Annotated in this window: 25 protein-coding genes and 3 tRNA genes; 22 read left to right on the top strand and 6 right to left on the bottom strand. The window is 40.9% G+C overall.

Going from position 1 to position 19,746, the window contains the following annotated elements; translation table 11 throughout:
* Positions 1-357 precede the first annotated feature (357 nt).
* The 4 genes from DV872_RS10760 to DV872_RS10750 are packed head-to-tail and all read left to right on the top strand — an operon-like array spanning position 358 to position 2,388.
* The gene (locus DV872_RS10760) at positions 358-1,497 is read left to right on the top strand and encodes an HD-GYP domain-containing protein (protein ID WP_114629930.1); all 1,140 of its coding nucleotides are present in this window, start codon (positions 358-360) and stop codon (positions 1,495-1,497) included.
* Positions 1,484-1,831: a YraN family protein gene (locus tag DV872_RS10755; protein WP_114629929.1), complete on the top strand. Its 348-nt coding sequence runs from the start codon at positions 1,484-1,486 to the stop codon at positions 1,829-1,831. The genes DV872_RS10760 and DV872_RS10755 overlap by 14 nt, the downstream gene beginning before the upstream one ends.
* 16 nt (positions 1,832-1,847) lie before the next feature.
* On the top strand, positions 1,848-2,012 hold the full coding sequence (locus tag DV872_RS26555) for a hypothetical protein (protein ID WP_158546919.1): 165 nt from the start codon (positions 1,848-1,850) through the stop codon (positions 2,010-2,012).
* Complete coding sequence (locus tag DV872_RS10750; protein WP_114629928.1) at positions 1,993-2,388, top strand: hypothetical protein; 396 nt, start codon at positions 1,993-1,995, stop codon at positions 2,386-2,388. The genes DV872_RS26555 and DV872_RS10750 overlap by 20 nt, the downstream gene beginning before the upstream one ends.
* Positions 2,389-2,487: 99 nt before the next feature.
* Here DV872_RS10750 and DV872_RS10745 read toward each other — a convergent pair whose 3' ends face one another.
* Positions 2,488-3,189, bottom strand: a complete 702-nt coding sequence (locus DV872_RS10745; RefSeq protein ID WP_114629927.1) for a HEAT repeat domain-containing protein — start codon at positions 3,187-3,189, stop codon at positions 2,488-2,490.
* A 41-nt stretch (positions 3,190-3,230) separates the two neighbouring features.
* Entirely contained in the window at positions 3,231-3,809 is a 579-nt protein-coding gene (locus tag DV872_RS26820; protein WP_196167397.1) for a hypothetical protein, read from the bottom strand.
* A gap of 116 nt (positions 3,810-3,925) precedes the next feature.
* On the opposite strand from DV872_RS26820, the gene coaD reads away from it, so the two are divergent.
* From coaD to rnc, 4 genes are all read left to right on the top strand, one after another.
* A complete protein-coding gene (coaD, locus tag DV872_RS10735; RefSeq protein ID WP_114629926.1) occupies positions 3,926-4,414 on the top strand; it encodes a pantetheine-phosphate adenylyltransferase in 489 nt (162 codons plus the stop codon).
* A 101-nt stretch (positions 4,415-4,515) separates the two neighbouring features.
* Entirely contained in the window at positions 4,516-4,704 is a 189-nt protein-coding gene (gene rpmF / locus DV872_RS10730; protein WP_114629925.1) for a 50S ribosomal protein L32, read from the top strand.
* A gap of 15 nt (positions 4,705-4,719) precedes the next feature.
* Positions 4,720-4,959 carry an acyl carrier protein gene (gene acpP / locus DV872_RS10725; protein ID WP_114629924.1) on the top strand — a complete coding sequence of 80 codons (240 nt, stop codon included), beginning with the start codon at positions 4,720-4,722 and terminating at the stop codon, positions 4,957-4,959.
* A gap of 46 nt (positions 4,960-5,005) precedes the next feature.
* Positions 5,006-5,719 carry a ribonuclease III gene (gene rnc, locus DV872_RS10720; protein ID WP_114629923.1) on the top strand — a complete coding sequence of 238 codons (714 nt, stop codon included), beginning with the start codon at positions 5,006-5,008 and terminating at the stop codon, positions 5,717-5,719.
* Here rnc and DV872_RS10715 read toward each other — a convergent pair.
* Together DV872_RS10715 and DV872_RS10710 are read right to left on the bottom strand one after the other, a co-directional pair.
* Positions 5,716-7,071 (bottom strand): CCA tRNA nucleotidyltransferase, encoded by a 1,356-nt coding sequence (locus DV872_RS10715; protein ID WP_114629922.1) that lies wholly within the window; start codon positions 7,069-7,071, stop codon positions 5,716-5,718. The genes rnc and DV872_RS10715 overlap by 4 nt on opposite strands.
* A 110-nt stretch (positions 7,072-7,181) precedes the next feature.
* Positions 7,182-8,042 (bottom strand): flagellin, encoded by an 861-nt coding sequence (locus DV872_RS10710; protein WP_114629921.1) that lies wholly within the window; start codon positions 8,040-8,042, stop codon positions 7,182-7,184.
* Positions 8,043-8,169: 127 nt separating this feature from the next.
* On the opposite strand from DV872_RS10710, the gene DV872_RS10705 reads away from it, so the two are divergent.
* Positions 8,170-8,820, top strand: coding sequence for a thiamine diphosphokinase (locus DV872_RS10705; RefSeq protein ID WP_114629920.1), 651 nt, complete (start codon positions 8,170-8,172; stop codon positions 8,818-8,820).
* Here DV872_RS10705 and DV872_RS10700 read toward each other — a convergent pair.
* Both DV872_RS10700 and DV872_RS10695 read right to left on the bottom strand, forming a co-directional pair.
* The gene (locus DV872_RS10700; RefSeq protein ID WP_114629919.1) at positions 8,795-9,679 is read right to left on the bottom strand and encodes a hypothetical protein; all 885 of its coding nucleotides are present in this window, start codon (positions 9,677-9,679) and stop codon (positions 8,795-8,797) included. The two genes, DV872_RS10705 and DV872_RS10700, sit on opposite strands and share 26 nt — an antisense overlap.
* The gene (locus tag DV872_RS10695) at positions 9,672-10,598 is read right to left on the bottom strand and encodes an HAD family hydrolase (RefSeq protein WP_158546918.1); all 927 of its coding nucleotides are present in this window, start codon (positions 10,596-10,598) and stop codon (positions 9,672-9,674) included. The genes DV872_RS10700 and DV872_RS10695 overlap by 8 nt, the downstream gene beginning before the upstream one ends.
* Positions 10,599-10,693: 95 nt before the next feature.
* Here DV872_RS10695 and DV872_RS10690 point away from each other — a divergent pair, with 95 nt between their 5' ends.
* From DV872_RS10690 to DV872_RS10630, 13 genes are all read left to right on the top strand, one after another.
* The gene (locus DV872_RS10690; protein ID WP_114629917.1) at positions 10,694-11,038 is read left to right on the top strand and encodes a hypothetical protein; all 345 of its coding nucleotides are present in this window, start codon (positions 10,694-10,696) and stop codon (positions 11,036-11,038) included.
* Between the two features lie 20 nt (positions 11,039-11,058).
* Positions 11,059-11,427 (top strand): chorismate mutase, encoded by a 369-nt coding sequence (locus DV872_RS10685; protein WP_114629916.1) that lies wholly within the window; start codon positions 11,059-11,061, stop codon positions 11,425-11,427.
* The gene (locus DV872_RS10680) at positions 11,424-12,179 is read left to right on the top strand and encodes a M24 family metallopeptidase (RefSeq protein ID WP_114629915.1); all 756 of its coding nucleotides are present in this window, start codon (positions 11,424-11,426) and stop codon (positions 12,177-12,179) included. The genes DV872_RS10685 and DV872_RS10680 overlap by 4 nt, the downstream gene beginning before the upstream one ends.
* A gap of 58 nt (positions 12,180-12,237) precedes the next feature.
* A tRNA-Tyr gene (locus DV872_RS10675) sits at positions 12,238-12,318 on the top strand.
* Positions 12,319-12,326: 8 nt separating this feature from the next.
* A tRNA-Thr gene (locus DV872_RS10670) sits at positions 12,327-12,400 on the top strand.
* Positions 12,401-12,422: 22 nt separating this feature from the next.
* A tRNA-Tyr gene (locus tag DV872_RS10665) sits at positions 12,423-12,503 on the top strand.
* Positions 12,504-12,562: 59 nt separating this feature from the next.
* Positions 12,563-13,009 carry a YkgJ family cysteine cluster protein gene (locus tag DV872_RS10660; RefSeq protein ID WP_114629914.1) on the top strand — a complete coding sequence of 149 codons (447 nt, stop codon included), beginning with the start codon at positions 12,563-12,565 and terminating at the stop codon, positions 13,007-13,009.
* 25 nt (positions 13,010-13,034) lie between these two features.
* Positions 13,035-13,979, top strand: a complete 945-nt coding sequence (locus DV872_RS10655; RefSeq protein ID WP_114629913.1) for an MBL fold metallo-hydrolase — start codon at positions 13,035-13,037, stop codon at positions 13,977-13,979.
* Positions 13,980-14,010: 31 nt separating this feature from the next.
* Entirely contained in the window at positions 14,011-14,178 is a 168-nt protein-coding gene (locus tag DV872_RS26550; protein WP_158546917.1) for a hypothetical protein, read from the top strand.
* Positions 14,179-15,207 (top strand): endolytic transglycosylase MltG, encoded by a 1,029-nt coding sequence (gene mltG, locus DV872_RS10645; protein ID WP_114629911.1) that lies wholly within the window; start codon positions 14,179-14,181, stop codon positions 15,205-15,207.
* 3 nt (positions 15,208-15,210) lie between these two features.
* Positions 15,211-16,992, top strand: a complete 1,782-nt coding sequence (gene dnaG / locus DV872_RS10640; protein ID WP_114629910.1) for a DNA primase — start codon at positions 15,211-15,213, stop codon at positions 16,990-16,992.
* Positions 16,992-18,920: an RNA polymerase sigma factor RpoD gene (gene rpoD / locus DV872_RS10635; RefSeq protein WP_114629909.1), complete on the top strand. Its 1,929-nt coding sequence runs from the start codon at positions 16,992-16,994 to the stop codon at positions 18,918-18,920. Before dnaG ends, rpoD begins: the two co-directional genes overlap by 1 nt.
* 29 nt (positions 18,921-18,949) lie before the next feature.
* Positions 18,950-19,741, top strand: coding sequence for a zinc ribbon domain-containing protein (locus tag DV872_RS10630; protein WP_114629908.1), 792 nt, complete (start codon positions 18,950-18,952; stop codon positions 19,739-19,741).
* Positions 19,742-19,746: the final 5 nt, after the last annotated feature.

The following is a 19,746-nucleotide window of genomic DNA, read 5'->3' as shown; positions in this document are numbered from 1 at the left end:
GTATTAGTAGAGCTGCTTCGTGATCAGTGACTTCGAATGGAATTGAAATGTTTAGATCCAGGGATAATTGCTGATATTGTGAAAATGAGGTAAGATTCAATTCGTGCTCCTTTTAATTGTTTGTAGTAAAACAAATTGTAGCACGATGGGGTCGCTTTGCGGCCCCTTTTTACATTTAAAGACTTTCGAATAATTGTTTTGAAAAAGAAAAGGGCTGTCGCTTTAGTCTAATTAGACTTTTGCAACAGCCCCTTTTTTTTTGAAAATAGTACTACCTTGATTTGAATTGTGTTATAATATAGTCATAAAATGGTTCAGCCATAGCTAAGCTTCTCTTAAGACAAGTAGGTTTGATTAATGAATAATTATAAAGTCAGCGACTTAAAGCCCGGTTTATCCTGTAATAAACCGGTATATATTGATGAAGATACACTTTTCATACCCGCAGGTGTTCCCATTAGAGAGAAAGATCTGACCCGCCTTGATAAGTGGGGGGTGGTGGAAGTCCAGTCTGAAGGCATGTTTGCCGAATCAGAAAACGAGGATTTACTGAATAGCCGTCAGTTATGGGGTATCCCTTCTGATAAAGAGCTTTCAGCATTCTACAACAAGACTCTGGAAGATCTGGATAATCTGTTCAGCAGAATTAACCTGATGGAAGATATCGACGTTGCAGAACTTGATAAGATATCCGACAAACTCATTGATACAGTTGAAAACAAGAAAATGCAGACCATAAGAATGGTTCTTACTCATAACAGCAGTAGCCGTGCCATGGCCAAGAGCGCTCTTAATACAGCTATTCTGACACTTACTATTGGGTTTGCCATGAACAGGCCTCGTCCCAAGCTCCTGCAGCTTGTAAACGGTGCCATACTCCATGATATTGGAATGATGCGTATCCCGGAAGAGATCAAGATAAAAAAATCAGGCCTCAGCAGTACAGAAATGAACAAGCTGAAAAGCCACACCGTATATTCATACCAGATTATCTCCAAGGAGCTCGGCTACGATGACACAATTGCCCAGATAGCCCTGGAGCATCATGAACGCTGGGACGGCGACGGATACCCTCAGGGAAAGAAAGAGGATGATATCGTCATGGAAGCCCGTATAGTGTCCATTGCAGACTCTTTTGAGGCAATGGTCAGTGAAAGACCCTACAGGAACTCAATGATCGGCTACGAGGCCATGAAGCACATCATCAGTGACAATTCAAGGAAGTTTGATCCTGAGATTCTTAGATACTTCATCCACAGCATGGGGATCTATCCTCTAGGCAGTATTGTCATGCTAAATGACTCAACTGTGGCCAGAGTAATCAAGGGTAATCCCGAGGCGCCTTTAAGGCCGGAAGTAATAACCCTTATTGACAGTACGGGTAAGGAATATCCCGGAGATATGGGACCTGTTTTAAATCTTCTTGATATAAAGAATCTGTTCATTGTAAAAGCAGTAGATCTGAATTCTCTGTTATTAAAGAATGATACAACATGAAAAAGGTAAAACAGGCGAAAACAGGGCAGTAGATCATTTAATTTCATCCGGATATAAAATTCTAAAAAGAAACTTCAGGAAAGCTTTCGGAGAAGTCGATATTATAGCAGTAAAGGGTTATAAAATTATTTTTTGTGAAGTGAAAAATTGGGATTATATTGGATGGGAGGATTTACACTACAGTATAAATAAAAGTAAAATCCAGAAGATTCAGAAGCTTGCGTCTCTGTTTCTTCTTCAGAATCCATTGTATAATAATTATACAATAGGTTTTGATTTAATTCTTTTGTCAAGGAGGATGAAAGAGTTGGATCATATAGAGGATTTTATTTAGGGAGAAGGAGCTCCGTATGGTAAGAATCGCTAAAAACACGGATCCGAAAAAACTTAAAGAACTGAAATCCAAGATAAACGAAAACGATTATCTGGATATCGCCATTAAGCGGATTGCGTTAACACTAACTAATGAAATTGTTCATATGAACGAGGATAAAAGTGGCATCAAATTCCAATGACAGTCGACCCCCCCGAAAAAATAACCGTAACAGGAATAATCGGGGCCGGAAGAATTCCAGACAGACAATCACTTACACAGGCCCGGCAATAAGCTGTTCAATCTGCGGTAAGAACATCAGAGACCTGAGTTCTGCGATCAAAGAAAAGTCCAGTGGACAGCCGGCACACTTTGACTGCATCATTAAAAAGATAGCTGAAAATGAGCCTGTACAGGAACATGAAAAGATTGTATATCTTGGAAGTGGAAAATTTGCAGTCATTCAGTCTGATAATAATCAGAATAAGGATTTCAAGGTCCTCAGAGAAATTGAATATGAAGAAAGGGAAGAGGACGCACCCGAGTGGAGAGGAACTCTCCGGAAGGAAATTCTATAACCCGTCTTTTCTTTTCTTAACCTGAAGAGTTATCAGCAACAAAAAAACCACCGTAATTTTACGGTGGTTTTTTTTATCTAAAAGTTTGATAAGCTTTAATTAAAAATCCTGAAGATTCTTCAGCAGTTCAAAAGCTTTCTTTCTAACAACTGTAATATATCCGCTGCGGGGATCAGCAATCTTGGTAAGCTCTTCAAACACACGGATGTCATCTATACCGTCATTTGCTTCCGCAAGATTTGCAACAGCCAGAATAAAGGCATTAGCAAAGTTATTATCTTTCTTAAGAGCTGTCTGTGATCTCATGGAATCAGCCAGTACAGCCATTGCTACACCCTGCTCATCAGGACCGACCTTGGAAAGGGCCACAACTGCTTCTGCAAGTACCATTGGTTCATCATCCGTAAGAAGAACGTTTACCAGAGCATCTCTTGCCATATCTCCGCCGACTTCACCGAGAAGACGTACAGCTTCTTTTCTTACCATGGGGTAGTTATTGATAACAGCACCCTGTTCAATGACCTGGTTACTTATACCCTCTGTTCCAAGGGAGCTGAGTATACCGACCATCTCGCGGTCATCTTCGGCTATTTCACCGTCACCAACCATTTTTTCGATATCCTGAATTGCAATCATTTTCATATCGCGATCCACTGATTCGGCTTCCGCTCTTATTATTTTAACCTTGACCTGACTCTGCAGATAGAGTTCTTCAATTGTCTGCTCATCTTCCTGGGCAAACAAAGAGACAGTCATCAGCATCGATATAAAAAGTACAATAGCCAGTTTAAGTTTTTTCATTTTAGTTACTCCCGCTTATATTATATTCTCAAAATCATATTTTACCAAACACTTATTAACCAATTATCGTCGATCCTCTCCAATTGGTAAAGAATTGTTCTTTTTTCCTTTATCAGCATGTATACAGTCAAATGAGAATCATCTTTAAAGACAATATCATCTACAGAAGCCTTTGAACGGCTTGGAACAACAACCCATTCAAAATAATCTTTCAAACTGAGAAGTTCAATTTTATTTTCAGAAAGTATTTTCGATCCTTCAGTAATACCTTTGAGTGTGGTCTTGTCATTATAAGTCTGTATATATTCTTCTGAAAGATATTGTTTCCATTTTTCATAATTTCTATCTGAAATTATTCCATTCAGCTTCTTAATCAGCTCACGCATTTCATCAAGAGTCTGTTTATAGACTTCAACGCTTACTTCAAAACCGCTCTCATCACTGACCACAACTTCTTCAGCAGGCGCTTCTTCAACCACAGGCTCAGGTTCAACAATCAATTCGGGCTCAGCAACCGCCACCTCTTCAACTACAGGTTCCTTTTCAACTACAGGAGCTGTGCTGCATGAAAAGAATAAAGACAGTATTATCATTAATAGTAGGAATGTTCTATTTTTCATGAAATCAGTCTATCCATTTACGTGATAAATGTCAAAATAAATAATAATTTAATCTGCCTCAAAGCTTCTTTATAAAGCTTATTGAAAGTGCTGTTTAAAGCAGTTAATATAGAAGCATGGTAAAAGCAGTATTTCCCGGATCATTTGATCCTCCGACAAACGGTCATTTAAACCTTATTAAAAGGGGCGCCAAGCTCTTTGATTCTGTTGATGTCGTTATATCAGTTAATTATCAGAAAAAATATATCTTAACTCCCGAAGAGAGATTGTCCCTGATGAAAGAGATGGTTGAGGGTATTCCTAATGTGAAAGTAACTCTATGGGATAAACTGATTGTGAATTATGCACGTGATAATGATATAAGAGTCATTATGCGTGGTGTAAGGGCTGTTGATGATTTCGGTTATGAGTTTGAACTTTCAATGCTTAATAAACAGCTGAATCCACAGGTCGAGACAATATTTCTTCCCACAGAACAGAAATACTTTGTTCTCAGGTCTTCATCAATAAAAGAACTCGTCGTTCTGGGGGCGGATGTAACGGAAATGATCCCTGAAAATGTAGAAAATATGCTTCGGGAGAAAATAAAAACAAACAGTCTGTGAGAACTATAGTCTAATTTATTATTACATAAGTGAGTACCTTGACAAAAAAAAGAGGACGTACTATATTCTTCCAGTCAATAACAGCCAGGAGAGGATTATAAATGGCAGTACCAAAATATAAAACATCAAAGGCAAGAAGCCGGAGAAGAAGAACCATCAATATGAAGATGGGAACTCCCACAATGGTTTCCTGCAGTAACTGCGGAAATAAAGTTCTTAGACACAGAGTTTGTCCTAAGTGTGGTTTCTACAAGGGTAATCAGATTATTGAGCCCGAAGATATGGCTTAATACAAGGAGTCTTACATGGATGAATTATTCGAAAAACTGAAAAATCTTATTGCAGAAAAACTGGAAGTCGAAGAAGATAAAATCACTCTCGACGCCCGCTTCAGAGAAGATCTTGGAGCAGACAGTCTGGATACTTACGAACTTCTTTACGCAATTGATTCAGAAATGGGTGTATCTGTTCCTGATGAAAAAGCAACGGAATTTGAAAAAGTTTCTGACGCTCTTGATTTCATCAAAACAGAACTCGGTAAATAATCGAATCTAAGTGAAACTTTTTTCAAATTCACAGGGCATAGTCACTATGCCCTGTAATAATTTACGCAAAAAAGAACTTCAGAGCTTCGAACGTGAAGCTGGAATAAGGTTCAGAAGGCATGATCTTCTGAACCTTGCTTTTTGTCACAGGTCTTATACCAACGAACATCAGGAACAGAATGATAATAATGAGAAACTTGAGTTTCTCGGTGATTCCATTCTAGGACTGGTCGTATCAGATTATCTTTTCAACAGTCTGCCTGATAAGGTAGAAGGTGATCTTGCACGTATCAAATCATTTGTAGTCAGCGAAGAAAGTTTAGCCGAACTGGCAATCCCACTCAATATTGATAAATATCTTCTTATCGGGAAGGGTGAAGAAAATTCAGGTGGACGCCTGAAGAAAGCCATACTTGCTGATGCAATGGAAGCCATATTCGGAGCCTATTTTCTGGATGTCGGATTCAAGGAAGCAGGCCGATTTATCCTGACACTTCTGATTCCCCAGATTGATAAAGTACTCGAGAATAGACATAAGAGGGATTTTAAGACTCTTTTACAGGAGTACTGTCAGAAGAACTTCAAGACTTATCCAAAATATTCAGTCATTAAAAACTCAGGTCCCGACCATAATAAGACTTTCTGGATTGAAGTGTCTGTCAACACCGCCACTTACGGCCCGGGAATGGGTAAAAACAAGAAAGAAGCCGAGCAGAAAGCTGCCGAAGAGGCTTATCTAAGACTTAACCCCGAAGATTAGTCTATTTTTTCTGCCAGACTCACTGCAATATTAAGCAGATCCTCCCTGTTGTTCTGAGAAGGGTCATCCAGAACAGTTTCAAGCAACTCATTCAGTATAATACCAATTTTAGGTCCGCCTTTTACGGATGTGGACTCCATTATATCTCTTCCATTCACTGCCAGGTCCCTGATAGTAAATGCATTCGCCTCTCCCAGAATCTTTTCAACCCGCAATTTGAGATCCCGCAAGCCGTAATAGTCCTCGGGAACAGTCCCTTTTGTCATACCTTCTATATCAGCTTCCCTGAGGAAATACTGATCCTCAAGATATTCCAGACCTACACGCTGAATAAAACGTCTTACAGCGGCATCAGTCCAATCTTCTGTATAATGAAACATATGCTGTCTTATGAGATGCAGTATTCTGTTTGCCTTATTCTTGGGAAATCTATAACGATCCATGACTTCTGCTGCAATTTTCTCAGATTCAATTTCATGATTATAAAAAGTTGCAATTCCGTCGCTGTCTATACTTTTTACAGCAGGTTTTCCCAGATCATGAAATAAAGCTGTAAATCTTACAATTGGATTCTCCGGAGAGGCGGCATCACAGCTCATCAGAAGGTGTTCAAATACATCATAATCGTGATTTCCCTTCTGGGAGACACCCGCACAGAGACTCAGCTCAGGCAGGATGAGAGACAATATTCCGGTATCCTGAAAAAGATGAAACGACCTGGAAGGACTATCTGTCTTCATGATCTTTACAAGCTCTTCATAGATTCTCTCCCTGGAGAGATCTTTTATATTAAAAAGACATGTCCTGATACCCTTAACAGTCTCTTCTTCAATTGTAAAATTAAGCTGAGAAGCAAAGCGGCAGGCACGTATCGAACGCAGCCCGTCTTCCCTGAATCTCTCCTCCGGTACACCAATAGCACGAATAATCCCCTTTTTGAGATCGGATGCTCCGTTATTAGGATCATGCATAGAATGATCGAGAACATCGTAGGCTATGGAGTTTATGGTAAAATCCCTGCGTTTGAGATCTTCAGTCAGATCATCGGTAAATGAGATCTGATCCGGACGTCTGCCGTCACTGTATTTACCGTCAATTCTAAATGTAGTTATTTCATATGGATTCTTATTCATCAGCACAGTAACCGTACCGTGCTTAATACCAGTGGGAATCACCTTCCGGAACATTTTTATAATGTCCTCAGGCAATGCATCAGTACAGAGATCATAATCCTTGGCAGGAAGACCAAGAAGTTGATCACGCACAGCTCCTCCCACAAGATAACTTCTGAATCCTGCTTCTTTAATGGTTGAGGCAATTGTTATAACATCTCGGGGTACTTTTATTCTCATTAAAATGAACTTAACTTTCCTGACAGCTGTTGTCAATACAGACTCAAAAAAACCCGGCCTGTGAAGGACCGGGTTTTTGTAAGGGTTTAATTTTTTGTGAAAGCAGGGGATTACTGCAGAAGCTGAAGAACCTGCTGTGTTCTCTGGTTGGCCTGAGCAAGCATTGCGTTACTTGCCTGACCGAGAATCTGGTTCTTTGTAAATTCAACAGTTTCTTTAGCCATGTCGAGGTCTCTGATTCTTGATTCAGAAGCCTGCAGATTTTCAGCACCGATGTCGATACCCTGAACTGCCATTTCCAGTCTGTTCTGGTATGCACCAAGGTCTGCACGCTGTTTATTTACTTTCTTCAATGCCATGTCAATAACTCCGATATTACGGTTGGCCTGTTCAGGAGTAGAGATAGACATGATGTTTCCAGTTGCAACCTGACGTACACCTAATGCAGAGGAATTCATGGTTCCTATAAAAACCTGTTCTCTCTGATCCATGTTAGCACCGATATGCAGCCACATTGACGCGGTTACATTATTTTCACCGGTTTCCTGAGCAAAACGGCCTGTAAGCATGTTAAGTCCGTTGAACTGAGCGTGTGATGCAACTCTGTCGAGCTCATCAACAAGCTGAGAAACTTCAACCTGAATCTGCATTCTGTCTTCAGAAGTATAGATACCGTTTGAAGACTGTACAGCCAGCTCTCTCAGTCTCTGGAGCACGTCGCTGGTTTCCTGAAGAAAACCTTCTGCGGTCTGGATAAAAGAGATTCCGTCAGCTGCGTTCCTGGAAGCCTGATTCAGGCCTCTGATCTGGGAACGCATCTTTTCTGATACGGCTAGACCTGAAGCATCATCACCCGCTTTGTTGATTCTTAAACCGGACGACAGCTTAGAGATGCTTTTTGCTGCATTTGAGTTGTTGATTCCATTTGTACGTGAAGCATTGAGCGCACTTAGATTGTGATTAATTATCATCGTATATCCTCCATGATATAACTTGCATATAGCGAACATCCTTATTCGCTTCTTAAATTTTCGGAACTTGAAAAGTTTCCTTTAGAGAAATATACTAATTTTTTAAAAAAAGAATCTGGAGTAATCTATGAAGGGAATCCTCGTTACCGGAGGAGAGCAGCCTGATTTTGATCTGGTTAGCCAATATTTTCTCAATAAGACTGGTAAAGAAATCTATATTTGCGCAGCGGATTCCGGACTGGATTACTGCCTCAGACATTCAATCCGGCCTGATTATATTCTTGGGGACATGGATTCGCTCTCCGACAAAAAGCAGCTGAAGGATTTTCCTGCTGAAATGATAGAAGAACACTCTTCTGAAAAAGATTTCACAGACAGTGAACTGAGTCTTAACCATCTCAGAGAACAGGGCTGTGCCGAAATTATCATGATTGGAGGTGGGGGAGGAAGACTTGATCATCTTCTTGCGCTTCTGTCGATCTTTGAACGGCCAAATCCGCCTGATCTCTGGCTGACCGCCCGTGAGGAGATTCATCACATAGCCGATGAGTTCCACGGGAGGGGCTCTGTGAATGAAATGGTATCACTATTCCCGGTGGGCCTGAAAGACTGCACCATGAGCAGCAGCGGACTCAAATGGCCCCTGAATACCCTATGCTGGAGTAAGGGAGATGTGGGTATCAGTAATCGTCTTGAAACCGGGGACTATTCCATAAAGATGAAAACAGGCCGCCTGATTCTGATCAGGGGACTTAAGAATCCGCTTCAGTCTCTTTAAGCAGTGAAGGATCAAGCTTGTCTCTATCCAGATCAAAATATTGAAGCAGTACGGGATATTCACTGAACACCTCACCATATTGTCTGAGGAGGTCCATCTTTCTTATTGTCGAATTTTCTATCTGTGACGAGACCTGCTCGGCCTTGAATTCAAGTTCTCTCAGGGTATCAAGCTCCTCAAGAAAAAGTGTGCGGCTTTTTTCATAAAGAGCTGTATCAGGATATGAATACGATTTTATTCTTAAATCCGAAACTGTAAAGCTGCTGTCACTGTCGGTGAGTAAAGCCAGCAGATCTTTTTCCATATTTTCCAGCCGTTTCAGATCACCTTCACCCCCAAGGTATGTATCAATCAGAGAATTGGATGATGTCCTGTATTCACTGTATATTTTCTCGAGGCTGTCAGATTTAAAGCCCCCTGATTCAACAAGGCGGCTGAAGGCTGTCTCCTTCAGGGTAAAACGGTATTCCAATGCAATACTGTACTCAAAGGTCTCGGGATGTTTTATATATTCACCATACATCCGTCCCGAAGGAAGATAGCTTTTAAGGCTGTATTCTTCCTTCTGTGTATTTAATTCAAGAAAATGAAGAGTCATATTGGTGGGGAAAAGATTCTCCCAGCGCCATACAAACTGACCCGGAGCAATCAGAGCGTCATCATATCCCCTGGTTTTTGTGTAGATAAGTGCGTGTGAACCTTCAGGGATGCGGATCTGTATCCAGCCTGTGTAAAAAACAAATCCTGCAAAAACCAGAATAATTAAAAAGCTAAGGCTGTTTTTAAATCTTTTAAAGGATTTTTTAAAGGAATACTTATTCTCTTTGGGAGCTTTGGGAGTCTTTATTTTCTTAGTCATTTCCGCCGTCCTGAAGTATCTGTTTTAACTGCATCAGATCAGTTATTATATAATCCGCTGAGCCTTTGACCCGGGAATCATCTTCCCTGAGGCGCAATGATCTTTTATCCCCTGCAAAAAGAACAGTTTTAAGTCCAAGGGATGCTGCACAGCTGATATCATTAAGCATATCATTTCCAATATACAGTATTTCATGATTCTGTATACCTTCTTTATTTAATGCCTCCACGGGTGTCCTGAAAATCAGGGGATCCGGCTTTCCGCAGCCCATTTTGTAGGACCAGGAAGTAAATGTCTCTGTGATTCCCAATTTTTCCAGGGACATGGAACATAGATATTCCATAAGTAGAGGGGTATAGAACTGAGCATTTGAAACAATCCCCAGGATCAATCCGCTCTCTCTAAGATATTCAAAAAGTTCAGAAACTCCGGGCATAAGATCTACCTTATTGCTGAGTATCTCAAAATAAAGGGCCGCTCTGCTGATATGTCCGATGTCAAAATCCTGAAGATTTTTCTCCTGAAACAACTCCGACCAGACCGAGATGATATCCACTTCGGGATAAGTGATTTCATTACTGGCATTGAGAATATACTGCTGATGCCGTCTGATAATATCAGTGAGACAGCTCCTGATTTCATCAAAAGAAAGATCCATTGATTCAGTTTTCGACTCAAGAGAAAAATTGCGTTTTTCATTTTTCTGATCCAGGGCAGTCAGCCCAATATCACCTGCTTCGGAAATAAGAAGAGTACCATAGATATCAAAAAGAACAGCTTTTATATCTGCATTAAAACCGAGACAGGAACCAAGTTCTGTTGGGATGGGAGTCATGGAAGAAAAGAGCTCCTCCCTGGATTGGATAAAAGACAGTGCATCTGAAACTTTGACCTGAGAACTATTTAGAACATTATTCATAAACATGATTTTAAGATTAAATCTGTTATCTGGCAACATAGTTTAAAAGCAGCAGTATTCAAATCATCAGGGGCTATGTTATTATTCGTGTATCTATGAAAAGGCTCCACAGAGGCATCAGAATATGGTTTCCCCGTTTTCTGACACGTTTCAATCTTTATCTTTTTTACATGTCTCTAATCATTTTTTCATTATATCTGGTTGGAAATTTTCAGCGTTTTTCCGATGAAACGCTAAGATTCCTCTTCAGAGGAATGGATATCTATTTCTATACATATATCGTTTTTTCCCTGGGAAATGTTATTTTTCATTCCTTACTGGTCAAAGAGACCGCCGGTAAAAAAACGTTTTTTTATATAAAATCACTAGCTTATACAGCGCTGATTGCAGCACTTTATCTGCTTATCAACCTATTATCCGCCTTTTTCAGCGGAGCATAAAACATACAGGAAGAGTAAATATGGTAAAAGCCGTACGCGGGGCAGTGTCCCTGAACAAAAACACAGAAATAGAGCTGCAGGAAAAAATAGATATCCTTTTCAGGGAGCTGCTGATTAAAAATAATATACAAATTGACAGTATTGTCAGTATTATATTCTCCCAGACCCCGGATATCACATTTAATCCTGCCAAGGCCCTTAGAATATCCAGGAATCTGACCGAAACGCCCCTGTTCTGCACACAGGAGCCTGTATGTTTAGATTTCCCTCAGCAGCGAATGCTGCGGATACTGCTTACATTCAACAGCGATCTTCCGGGAACAGCTAAACCAATCTATATGGGTGATGCTGCAGTATTGCGCCGGGATATCAGCGGATCTGAAAAATGACAGACCTAGAGCTGGAGTCAATCAGGGAATTATCAATACTTCTTCATGAAGTTCTTCTTGAAACCTCCCGGACAATTAACCCCGGCTCGAATCTAATGACTCTCCGCAATGAAGCCCTCAGCATACTTGCACTTAAATGCCCCGAAGCTGAATTGTACTCCTTTGATATGAATATCAACGAAACAGTCTGTCATGGTAAATCCGCTAAAGACAGAGTCGCAGAAGGGGACATTATCACTCTGGATCTGGTGATCTGCAGAAATAATCTGTTTGCAGATGAAGCATGGAGCTCAATCTGCGGTGAAGGGAGCAGCGAATATAAGGCTCTGCTTCAAAAAGCATGGGAAATATCCAGAAAAGCTGTACTTTCTGTCAAATCCGGGGAAACAAGTTTTACAATGAAAAAAGAAATTCACAATGCTCTGGCCGGAAGCGGGTTTTCTTTAATAGAAGAAGCCTGCGGTCATGGAATAGGTTTGAAGATGCATTTGTCTCCTGATATAAATTTTTCATTACTCAACAAGGATGATGTATCCTGGACAGAAGGCATGGTGTTCACCATTGAACCGGTAATAAGCCTTGGAGGAGCCAAACTTCTACACAGTAAGGAAAAAGAGTGGATTACAGACAACAGAGAAGCCTCCGCCTATTTTGAACACATGGTTGCGATTAGCAGCACAGGAGTGGAATGTTTGAATATCCCGAAAATTAATAAGCTGAACTCTATTGACATTTTTCGGCAGATTATTTAAATTACCGATCGTCAGCGGGACAAAGTGTCTCACTAACATCAGTTGTATAGGGAAACCTGGGGAGGTTCCCGAGTGGTCAAAGGGGGCAGACTGTAAATCTGTTGCTTCGGCTTCGAAGGTTCAAATCCTTCTCTCCCCATCAAATATGCCTTCTTAGCTCAGCTGGCCAGAGCACGTGACTTGTAATCTCGGGGTCGTCAGTTCGAATCTGACAGAAGGCTATTTTTTTCTATATAACATCCTGGGGAGGTTCCCGAGTGGTCAAAGGGGGCAGACTGTAAATCTGTTGCTTCGGCTTCGAAGGTTCAAATCCTTCTCTCCCCACTAATTTAATAAAGAGCCTTCTCAAATAGAGAAGGCTTTTTTGTTTTTAAAGGTTTCATATGAACAAGAATTTTTATTCCGAAGGTCTTCACTTTGAATGTACTCAGTGCGGTCACTGCTGCCGTCATGAACCGGGCTACGTTTTTTTATCAGTAGAGGACCTGAATCAGCTTTTAAAATATTTATCTATTTCTCAGGATGAATTTGTCGAAAAATACTGTAGAATAGTAGATATAGGTTTTTTTAAAAGAATCAGTCTTATAGAAAAACCCAATAACGATTGCATATTCTGGCAGAATGGATTGGGGTGCAGTGTATACAACGCCAGACCTCTTCAATGCCGCAGTTACCCCTTCTGGCATGCTGTGGTAGACTCTGAAGAGTCCTGGAAGGAAGAATCTGATTCCTGTCCCGGTATGAATCGTGGTAAACTTCATTCAGAAGAAGAAATTATAGAATGGTTGAAAAAAAGGGAAGAGAACCCGCCTTTGGATATCGATTCCTGATTAGAAAATCTCCTCCGGAGGCGGAATGAATATACGGTTGAGAGGGGTGAGGGGATCTTCTCCGACACCTTTGACACCAGAAGCAGTCAAGTCAAAGATTGCGGCTGTGATACAGAGAGTAAAGCCGGCAGACCTTGTCAGTCCCGAAAGTAGAGAACTATTCCTCTCCCGGCTTCCCGATTATATTTTCGGCACAACCGGAGGAAATACCTCCTGTATAGAAGCAAGGCTCAGTGAAGAGAGTATAATTATTCTCGACTGCGGTACAGGTCTCAGAGAACTTGAAAAATCCCTACGAAAAAGAAAAGACAATGTGAAGGAATTTCATATTTTCTTCAGTCATTTTCATTATGACCATATTCTCGGTCTGCCTTACTTCGGAATGATGTATGACCCTTCAATAACAGTGAATTTCTACAGTCCGTATCCAAAAATGGAGCAGATACTCAGGAATTTCATGGTCAGACCCTATCATCCGGTGGATTTTGATTCATTCAATGCGAAGATTCATTTCCACGTTCTGAAAGGACATACAATGGAAATCCCCGGAGGCCGTATCTCATGGATAAAACGGAACCATCCCAATGGATCCTTTGCCTATAAACTGGAGCAGAACGGCAAATGCTTTATATATTCCACAGATACAGAACTCCGACAGGAAGATTTCAGCCGTTCTGAAAAAAATATTGAGTTTTTCGAAAATGTAGATTCCATGGTTCTTGATGCTCAGTACACGCTGGGAGAAGCCTTTGAAAAATATGACTGGGGTCACTCCTCCTACAGCATGGCAGTGGACTTTGCCATAGAGTTCGGAATATCCGATCTTTACCTTTTTCACCATGAACCCCTCTATGATGACAAAAAAATGTCTTCCATACAGAGGTCAGCACGCTGGTATACCCACAGATCCAAGGGGAAACCTGAGGTGAATGTCCGTCTGGCTGTTGAGGGACTCGAAATAATCCTGTAAAACTGTTGGTCTTATGGAAATGAATTTTAAAATGACAGAAGAAGAATCGGTAAGGCTGTATCAGTTTCTCTCTTCTGAGTATGCAGAACTGGACATCCCGATGAGAGAGCTGCTCCACAAACTGGAAAAAGAACTTTTCAGCTCTTTTACAATTTCACAGATAGAATCGATACAGCTGAAAACATCAGGAGAAAACTGATTGATTAAAAAAATTATTATTTTATTGACAGTCCTTCTGGTTCTTTTTATCGGGGGAAGCACTTATTACATAGTTAATTCGATGAAAGCCGTAAATCCCGGTGCAATAGACAATGATGTTGATTTCACTGTTAATGAGGGAGAATTTTTATACTCTGTACTTGCAAAACTTGAAGAAAAAGACCTTCTCAGAAATCCCTGGATTTATAAAATATATAACAGGACAGTCCGCGAGCTGAATGTTAAAAAAGGGTTTTACAGACTCAGTTCTGCATCTACGGGTCTGGAAATCCTTTCTGTACTGGAAGAGGGAAAACAGGAACTGTTAAGACTGACCATTCCGGAAGGAATGAGAGCTTCACAGATAGCACTTCTCCTTGAAGAAAAAGGAATCACATCCTCAGCCGCTTTTATGGCTGCAGTTAATGACAGTGAGCTAATGGAGTCTCTTCATATTCCTGCAGATTCTGCGGAGGGTTATCTATTCCCGGACACCTATTATTTTCAGAAGGATTTCCCACCGCAAAAGGTTCTGGAGTATATGGTGGCTACATATTTCAGGAATCTGGACAGTATATTCCCATTCTATGTGGATCTGTCAGATGAAAAACTGCAGGAGAAGCTGATCCTTGCATCCATTATAGAGAAAGAGTACAGGGTGGAAGAAGAAGCAGCTCTGATAGCCTCTGTCTTTAATAACAGGATGAAGATTGGAATGCCCCTTCAGTCCTGTGCCACCGTTATATACGTAATAACAGAAGAACAGGGAAAGGAGCATCCCGAAAGGATCTTTTTCAGAGACCTCGAGATTCCTTCAGCATTCAATACATACCTCAACAATGATCTTCCTCCGGCACCAATTTCAAATCCCGGAATAACTGCCCTGTCTGCTGCATTTAATCCTGCACAGACAGATTATCTTTTTTTTGTCGTTAAAGACTCCATGTTAGGCACACACACATTTACCAGCAACCTCGCAGACCACAACACAGCCAGGCACTCCTATATCCAGGGATTCAGGAGTAAATAGGGTATGTCCATGAGAATACCTGAGCTGTTGATCGAAGAGATCAAGGAAAAAACTGATATTCTCGGTATCGTAGGAGAATACTCAACTCTAAAACGCAAGGGTGACCGCTACTGGGGTTGTTGCCCCTTTCATAATGAAAAGACACCTTCCTTCTCAGTAAGACCGGAGCAGGGCATGTACTATTGCTTTGGCTGCCACAAAGGAGGCAGCCTCTTTAACTTCATCATGGAAGTGGAAGGTCTCAGCTTTATTGAGGCAGTACGCTTTGCAGCTGAAAAGGCAGGAGTTCCTCTTCCTGAAGATGCTGCAGAATCTCAGGAAGAAGTCATTCAGAGAAACTCTCTCAAGGATCTGTATAAAAGAGCTTCAGGCAGCTTTCATTATATCCTGATGAACAATGATCAGGCAGCTCCTGTCAGACAGTATCTTGCAGACCGTGGAATTCATAAGGACACTATCGAACGCTTCCAGCTTGGATATGCCCCGGATGATCCTAAATGGCTCTACAGCTTTCTTAAAAATAGAAACTATTCGGATGATTTTCTGGCAAGTTCAGGACTTTTCTCTAAAAAATATGCCTCCTGGTCACTATTCTCGGACAGACTCATGTTTCCAATATTCTCGAACAGAGGAGAAGTTGTCGCCTTCAGCGGCAGAACCATGAAGAAGAATGATCCCAAGGCACCCAAATACATCAACTCTCCGGAGACGGCTCTTTACAACAAAAGCAAACTCCTCTACGGACTTTGGCAGAGCCGTGATGAACTAAGAAAATCCAAGACCTTTTACCTCTGCGAAGGAAATGTAGATGTAGTTGCTCTTCATCAGGCCGGAATTGAGTCTGCCATGGCTCCCCTGGGAACTGCCTTTACGGATGATCAGTCCCGGCTTCTTAAAAGATACAGCGATCAGGGTTTCATTCTATTTGACAGCGATAGTGCGGGTCAGAAGGCAACATATAAGGCCGGTATAGTATTTGAGCGTCTGGAATTGCCGGTAAAGGTCATAAAATTACCTGAAAAAAGCGATCCTGCAGAAATTCTTGAAAAGGAAGGGGCAGAAACATTAAAAAAAATGTTAAAATCCCCTGTAAATCTATTCGAATATCTGTTAGATTTGGCAATGGTGTCTTATGACATCTCTACACCGGAGGGCAAGGAACAGGCAGTAAAAGAATTATTTCCATATATTGAATCAATTGCATCTGAAATTAAGAGGGATTTATGTCTTGGTACCTTGGCGGAAAAACTTGGAATAGAAAGCAAATCGCTTCTATTTGAGCTTAACCGACAGAGGAGCAATTTTTCCAGGAAAGTAGTGAATAAACCACAACCTCGAATTCAGGAGCAAAAGATGACAGATGAACTGCTACTGGTTATGACAGCGGCTCTTCATCGGGAATTTGCAGAAATTGTAAAGCAGTACACAGGTGAATTTGACTTTCAGGATGAGAGGGCCATACTTTTATACAACGTCCTTATTGATTGTGAAAAAAATAATGAGAGCAGCACCGAAAGTTTATTAGCCGGAATTTCTGATGATTCTGTTAAAAGAATAATCATGGAAAAGATTTCTACTGGAGAACTGGATGAAAATACGAGTGAGTTGATAGACAAAACGCTCCTTTTATTAAGAAGGAGAAATCTGCAGAATAGAAGCAGAGAAATCAACCGTATCATGAGTCAGGTATCAAAGGAAGACAGCTCCTGGGAATTGGTGAATGAATTGATAATAGAAAAACAGAATCTGGATAAAGAAATAGAAGAATTGAAGGTGAGGGAATAATGTCAGAGATTAAAACTGACCCCGCAATAAGTAAATTACTAGAGTATGTAAAAACTAAAAAAAGTCTCACTTACAGCGAGATGAATGAACTGCTTCCCGATGACATTGTGAATTCGGAAAAAATCGAAGCTGTTATTTCTCTTTTAGAAGAAATGAAAATAAATATACTTGAAGATGGACCCGTTCTTGAAAATCCTGAAGAAGATCTGGAAGAAGATCTGGAGGATGATTTAGTTGATTTGGATGATCTGGATGATACTCCAATCATAGTTGATGCGGGTGCATCGGTAATTGCTGATGATGCGGACACTGGAAAATCTGTCGAGCATGCGGATGGCGATGGAATTATAGACGAAGAAGAACTTGAACTCGATGAAGATCCCGATTTGGAAGCTGAAGTATTACCCAGCAAAAAAAAGGATTCAAGGAAACTTGTTTTCAATGAAAAGGATTCTTCCATAGATGATCCTATTCGCCTCTATTTAAGAGAGATAGGTAAGGAAAATCTTCTGACTGCCCTGCAGGAAGTAGAACTCTCCAAACAGATGGAAGAGGGTGAGGAAATAATTAAGAATATCCTCAAGACCTCAGGAATGATAATTCCGGAATTCTATAAACTGGCACAGAAGGCCTTCTCCAAGGCGGATCCCCGTGAAATGAATTTCTCCAAGAAAGAAATTTCCGATTATCTTGCCGAAAAGAGAAGACTTAATCAGTATTATAGAGAACCACTGAAATCGATCTTTCCCTCACTGAAAGCCTATATGGATCAGAAAGCTAAAATTGCAGCTACCGACGGTGATGTAATTTCGGATAAAAAGCTTGTTTCAAAACGTGCAGATCTCCTTGAGGCTATTATCAATATAGATATTCATCAGGAAGAGATTTTTTATCTTTCTGAGAAATATATCGATGCAGCAAAAAGGATTAAACAGAACCGCCGTAAACAGGATAAAATTGAAAGGACTCTCCGTGTAACAAACATGAAAGAGGTCCGACACCTGGGTAGAGGACTTGCAAGCAGAACCAAGAGAGTCGAAATTGAAGAATTATTAGGACTCAGCAGTGATGAGATAAAAGAACTTATCAGACAGGTACAGGTTGCTGAAAAAAATCTGCATGATCTGGAAGTTGAATTTGAGAATGTTGCAGATGATTTGATTGTCAAGGCACAGGATATCAATCACGGTCGGACTATGATGAAAAATGCCAAGGACCGTCTGATCAAGGCCAACCTGAGACTGGTTGTAAGTATTGCAAAAAAATATACCAACCGGGGGCTCCACTTTTTTGATCTTGTTCAGGAAGGAAATATCGGACTCATCAAAGCAGTTGAAAAGTTTGAATACCGTAAGGGATACAAATTCTCAACCTACGCTACATGGTGGATTCGTCAGGCAATTACCCGTTCAATTTCGGATCAGGCCAGAACCATTCGTGTTCCAGTACATATGATTGAGCAGATAAACAAGGTTGTCCGTGAATCCAGACAGCTTATGCAGATCAAGGGACGCGAACCCACCGATGAGGAAATTGCAGAAAGACTGGGATGGACCGTAGCCCGTGTTAAATCTGTAAAGAATGTTGCCAGAGAGCCGATCTCACTGGAAACACCTATCGGAGAAGAAGAGGATTCACTTCTGGGTGACTTCATTGAGGACAAGGATGTAGAAAATCCTGCAAACCAGACTGCTTTCAAGATTCTTCAGGAGCAGCTTCAGGAAGTTCTTGAGACTCTGCCTCCCAGGGAACAGGAAGTTCTTAAGATGAGATTCGGTCTGGAAGACGGCTACTCATTGACTCTCGAGGAAGTAGGGTTGTATTTTAATGTAACTAGAGAAAGAATTCGTCAGATTGAGGCTAAAGCCCTCCGAAGATTGAGGCATCCTAAACGAAGCCGCCGTCTGAAAGATTATCTGGAAAATTAATATCAGGGTTTTAAAAGGAATAGATAAGCATGCAGGGAACATTTGACAAGTTACAGAAATTGCAGGAAATTCTGTCGCAGAAATTTGAGATTGAACAGGAAATCGAAGGGATTCCAAAAAATCTCGCCACTAAAACTGAACTTCTCAACAGACTGAAAAAGTCTTACATTGAGAAGAACCAGGCTTATGAGAACACTAAAGAACGCATCAAGGTTCTTAAGCATGAGATGGGTGAAGCCGAAAGACTCCGTGAGGAATTCGAAAAACGTATGGATGTTATCTCTACACAGAGAGAGTACGAAGCCCTTGAGAAAGAGATCAAGGATGCTACCGAAAAAGAACAGAAATACAGAAGAGATATTCAGAGGGAAGAAAGAGCCCTTGAAGATATGCTCAACAGCCTGCAGCGGGAAGAGCAGATGATCTCCCAGCAGGAAGAAGAACTCAAGGTCGAACAGGCTAAAAATGACAATGAGAAACAAAGCAAAGAAGAAATTCTACAATCCCTTGAGTCAGAAGAAGCAAAAGTGACTCCCGGAATGAATGAAGAAATCCTCTTCAAGTTTGAAAGAATAATCAGAAACAAATCCGGTCTCGGTATTGTTCCTGTCTTAAACGGTATTTGTACCGGTTGTCATATGATCCTCCCGGGTCAGTTTGTAAATGATGTACGTAAGGGTGAAGAAATTCTTTTCTGCCCATACTGCAGCCGTATTCTCTTCCACAGTGATTCGGAAGAAGATATGAAATCCGAAGAGGTCTTTACTGCTCAGGAAGTGGGTGGATTATCAGACCTGGTTGATGATTTCGATCTGGATTAATTAAA

Origin of the sequence: Oceanispirochaeta sp. M1, assembly GCF_003346715.1 — a bacterium.
Classification (GTDB): domain Bacteria; phylum Spirochaetota; class Spirochaetia; order DSM-2461; family DSM-2461; genus Oceanispirochaeta.
Note: the sequence above shows the minus strand (reverse complement) of the source record. Positions and strands in the feature narration are given on the sequence as shown.

Bases quoted from the DNA above. Each gene is read 5' to 3' on its own strand.
- dnaG (WP_114629910.1), top strand. From the start codon at position 15,211: ATGTCCATGAGAATACCTGAGCTGTTGATCGAAGAGATCAAGGAAAAA.
- DV872_RS10695 (WP_158546918.1), bottom strand. From the start codon at position 10,598: ATGAATAATGTTCTAAATAGTTCTCAGGTCAAAGTTTCAGATGCACTG.
- DV872_RS10705 (WP_114629920.1), top strand. From the start codon at position 8,170: ATGAAGGGAATCCTCGTTACCGGAGGAGAGCAGCCTGATTTTGATCTG.
- DV872_RS10745 (WP_114629927.1), bottom strand. From the start codon at position 3,189: ATGAAAAAACTTAAACTGGCTATTGTACTTTTTATATCGATGCTGATG.
- DV872_RS10710 (WP_114629921.1), bottom strand. From the start codon at position 8,042: ATGATAATTAATCACAATCTAAGTGCGCTCAATGCTTCACGTACAAAT.
- DV872_RS10655 (WP_114629913.1), top strand. From the start codon at position 13,035: ATGAATATACGGTTGAGAGGGGTGAGGGGATCTTCTCCGACACCTTTG.
- DV872_RS10690 (WP_114629917.1), top strand. From the start codon at position 10,694: ATGAAAAGGCTCCACAGAGGCATCAGAATATGGTTTCCCCGTTTTCTG.
- DV872_RS10680 (WP_114629915.1), top strand. From the start codon at position 11,424: ATGACAGACCTAGAGCTGGAGTCAATCAGGGAATTATCAATACTTCTT.
- DV872_RS10715 (WP_114629922.1), bottom strand. From the start codon at position 7,071: ATGAGAATAAAAGTACCCCGAGATGTTATAACAATTGCCTCAACCATT.
- DV872_RS10660 (WP_114629914.1), top strand. From the start codon at position 12,563: ATGAACAAGAATTTTTATTCCGAAGGTCTTCACTTTGAATGTACTCAG.
- rpmF (WP_114629925.1), top strand. From the start codon at position 4,516: ATGGCAGTACCAAAATATAAAACATCAAAGGCAAGAAGCCGGAGAAGA.
- rnc (WP_114629923.1), top strand. From the start codon at position 5,006: ATGCCCTGTAATAATTTACGCAAAAAAGAACTTCAGAGCTTCGAACGT.
- DV872_RS10700 (WP_114629919.1), bottom strand. From the start codon at position 9,679: ATGACTAAGAAAATAAAGACTCCCAAAGCTCCCAAAGAGAATAAGTAT.
- DV872_RS10685 (WP_114629916.1), top strand. From the start codon at position 11,059: ATGGTAAAAGCCGTACGCGGGGCAGTGTCCCTGAACAAAAACACAGAA.
- DV872_RS10760 (WP_114629930.1), top strand. From the start codon at position 358: ATGAATAATTATAAAGTCAGCGACTTAAAGCCCGGTTTATCCTGTAAT.
- DV872_RS10630 (WP_114629908.1), top strand. From the start codon at position 18,950: ATGCAGGGAACATTTGACAAGTTACAGAAATTGCAGGAAATTCTGTCG.
- DV872_RS26550 (WP_158546917.1), top strand. From the start codon at position 14,011: ATGACAGAAGAAGAATCGGTAAGGCTGTATCAGTTTCTCTCTTCTGAG.
- acpP (WP_114629924.1), top strand. From the start codon at position 4,720: ATGGATGAATTATTCGAAAAACTGAAAAATCTTATTGCAGAAAAACTG.
- coaD (WP_114629926.1), top strand. From the start codon at position 3,926: ATGGTAAAAGCAGTATTTCCCGGATCATTTGATCCTCCGACAAACGGT.
- rpoD (WP_114629909.1), top strand. From the start codon at position 16,992: ATGTCAGAGATTAAAACTGACCCCGCAATAAGTAAATTACTAGAGTAT.
- DV872_RS26820 (WP_196167397.1), bottom strand. From the start codon at position 3,809: ATGAAAAATAGAACATTCCTACTATTAATGATAATACTGTCTTTATTC.
- DV872_RS10755 (WP_114629929.1), top strand. From the start codon at position 1,484: ATGATACAACATGAAAAAGGTAAAACAGGCGAAAACAGGGCAGTAGAT.
- DV872_RS26555 (WP_158546919.1), top strand. From the start codon at position 1,848: ATGGTAAGAATCGCTAAAAACACGGATCCGAAAAAACTTAAAGAACTG.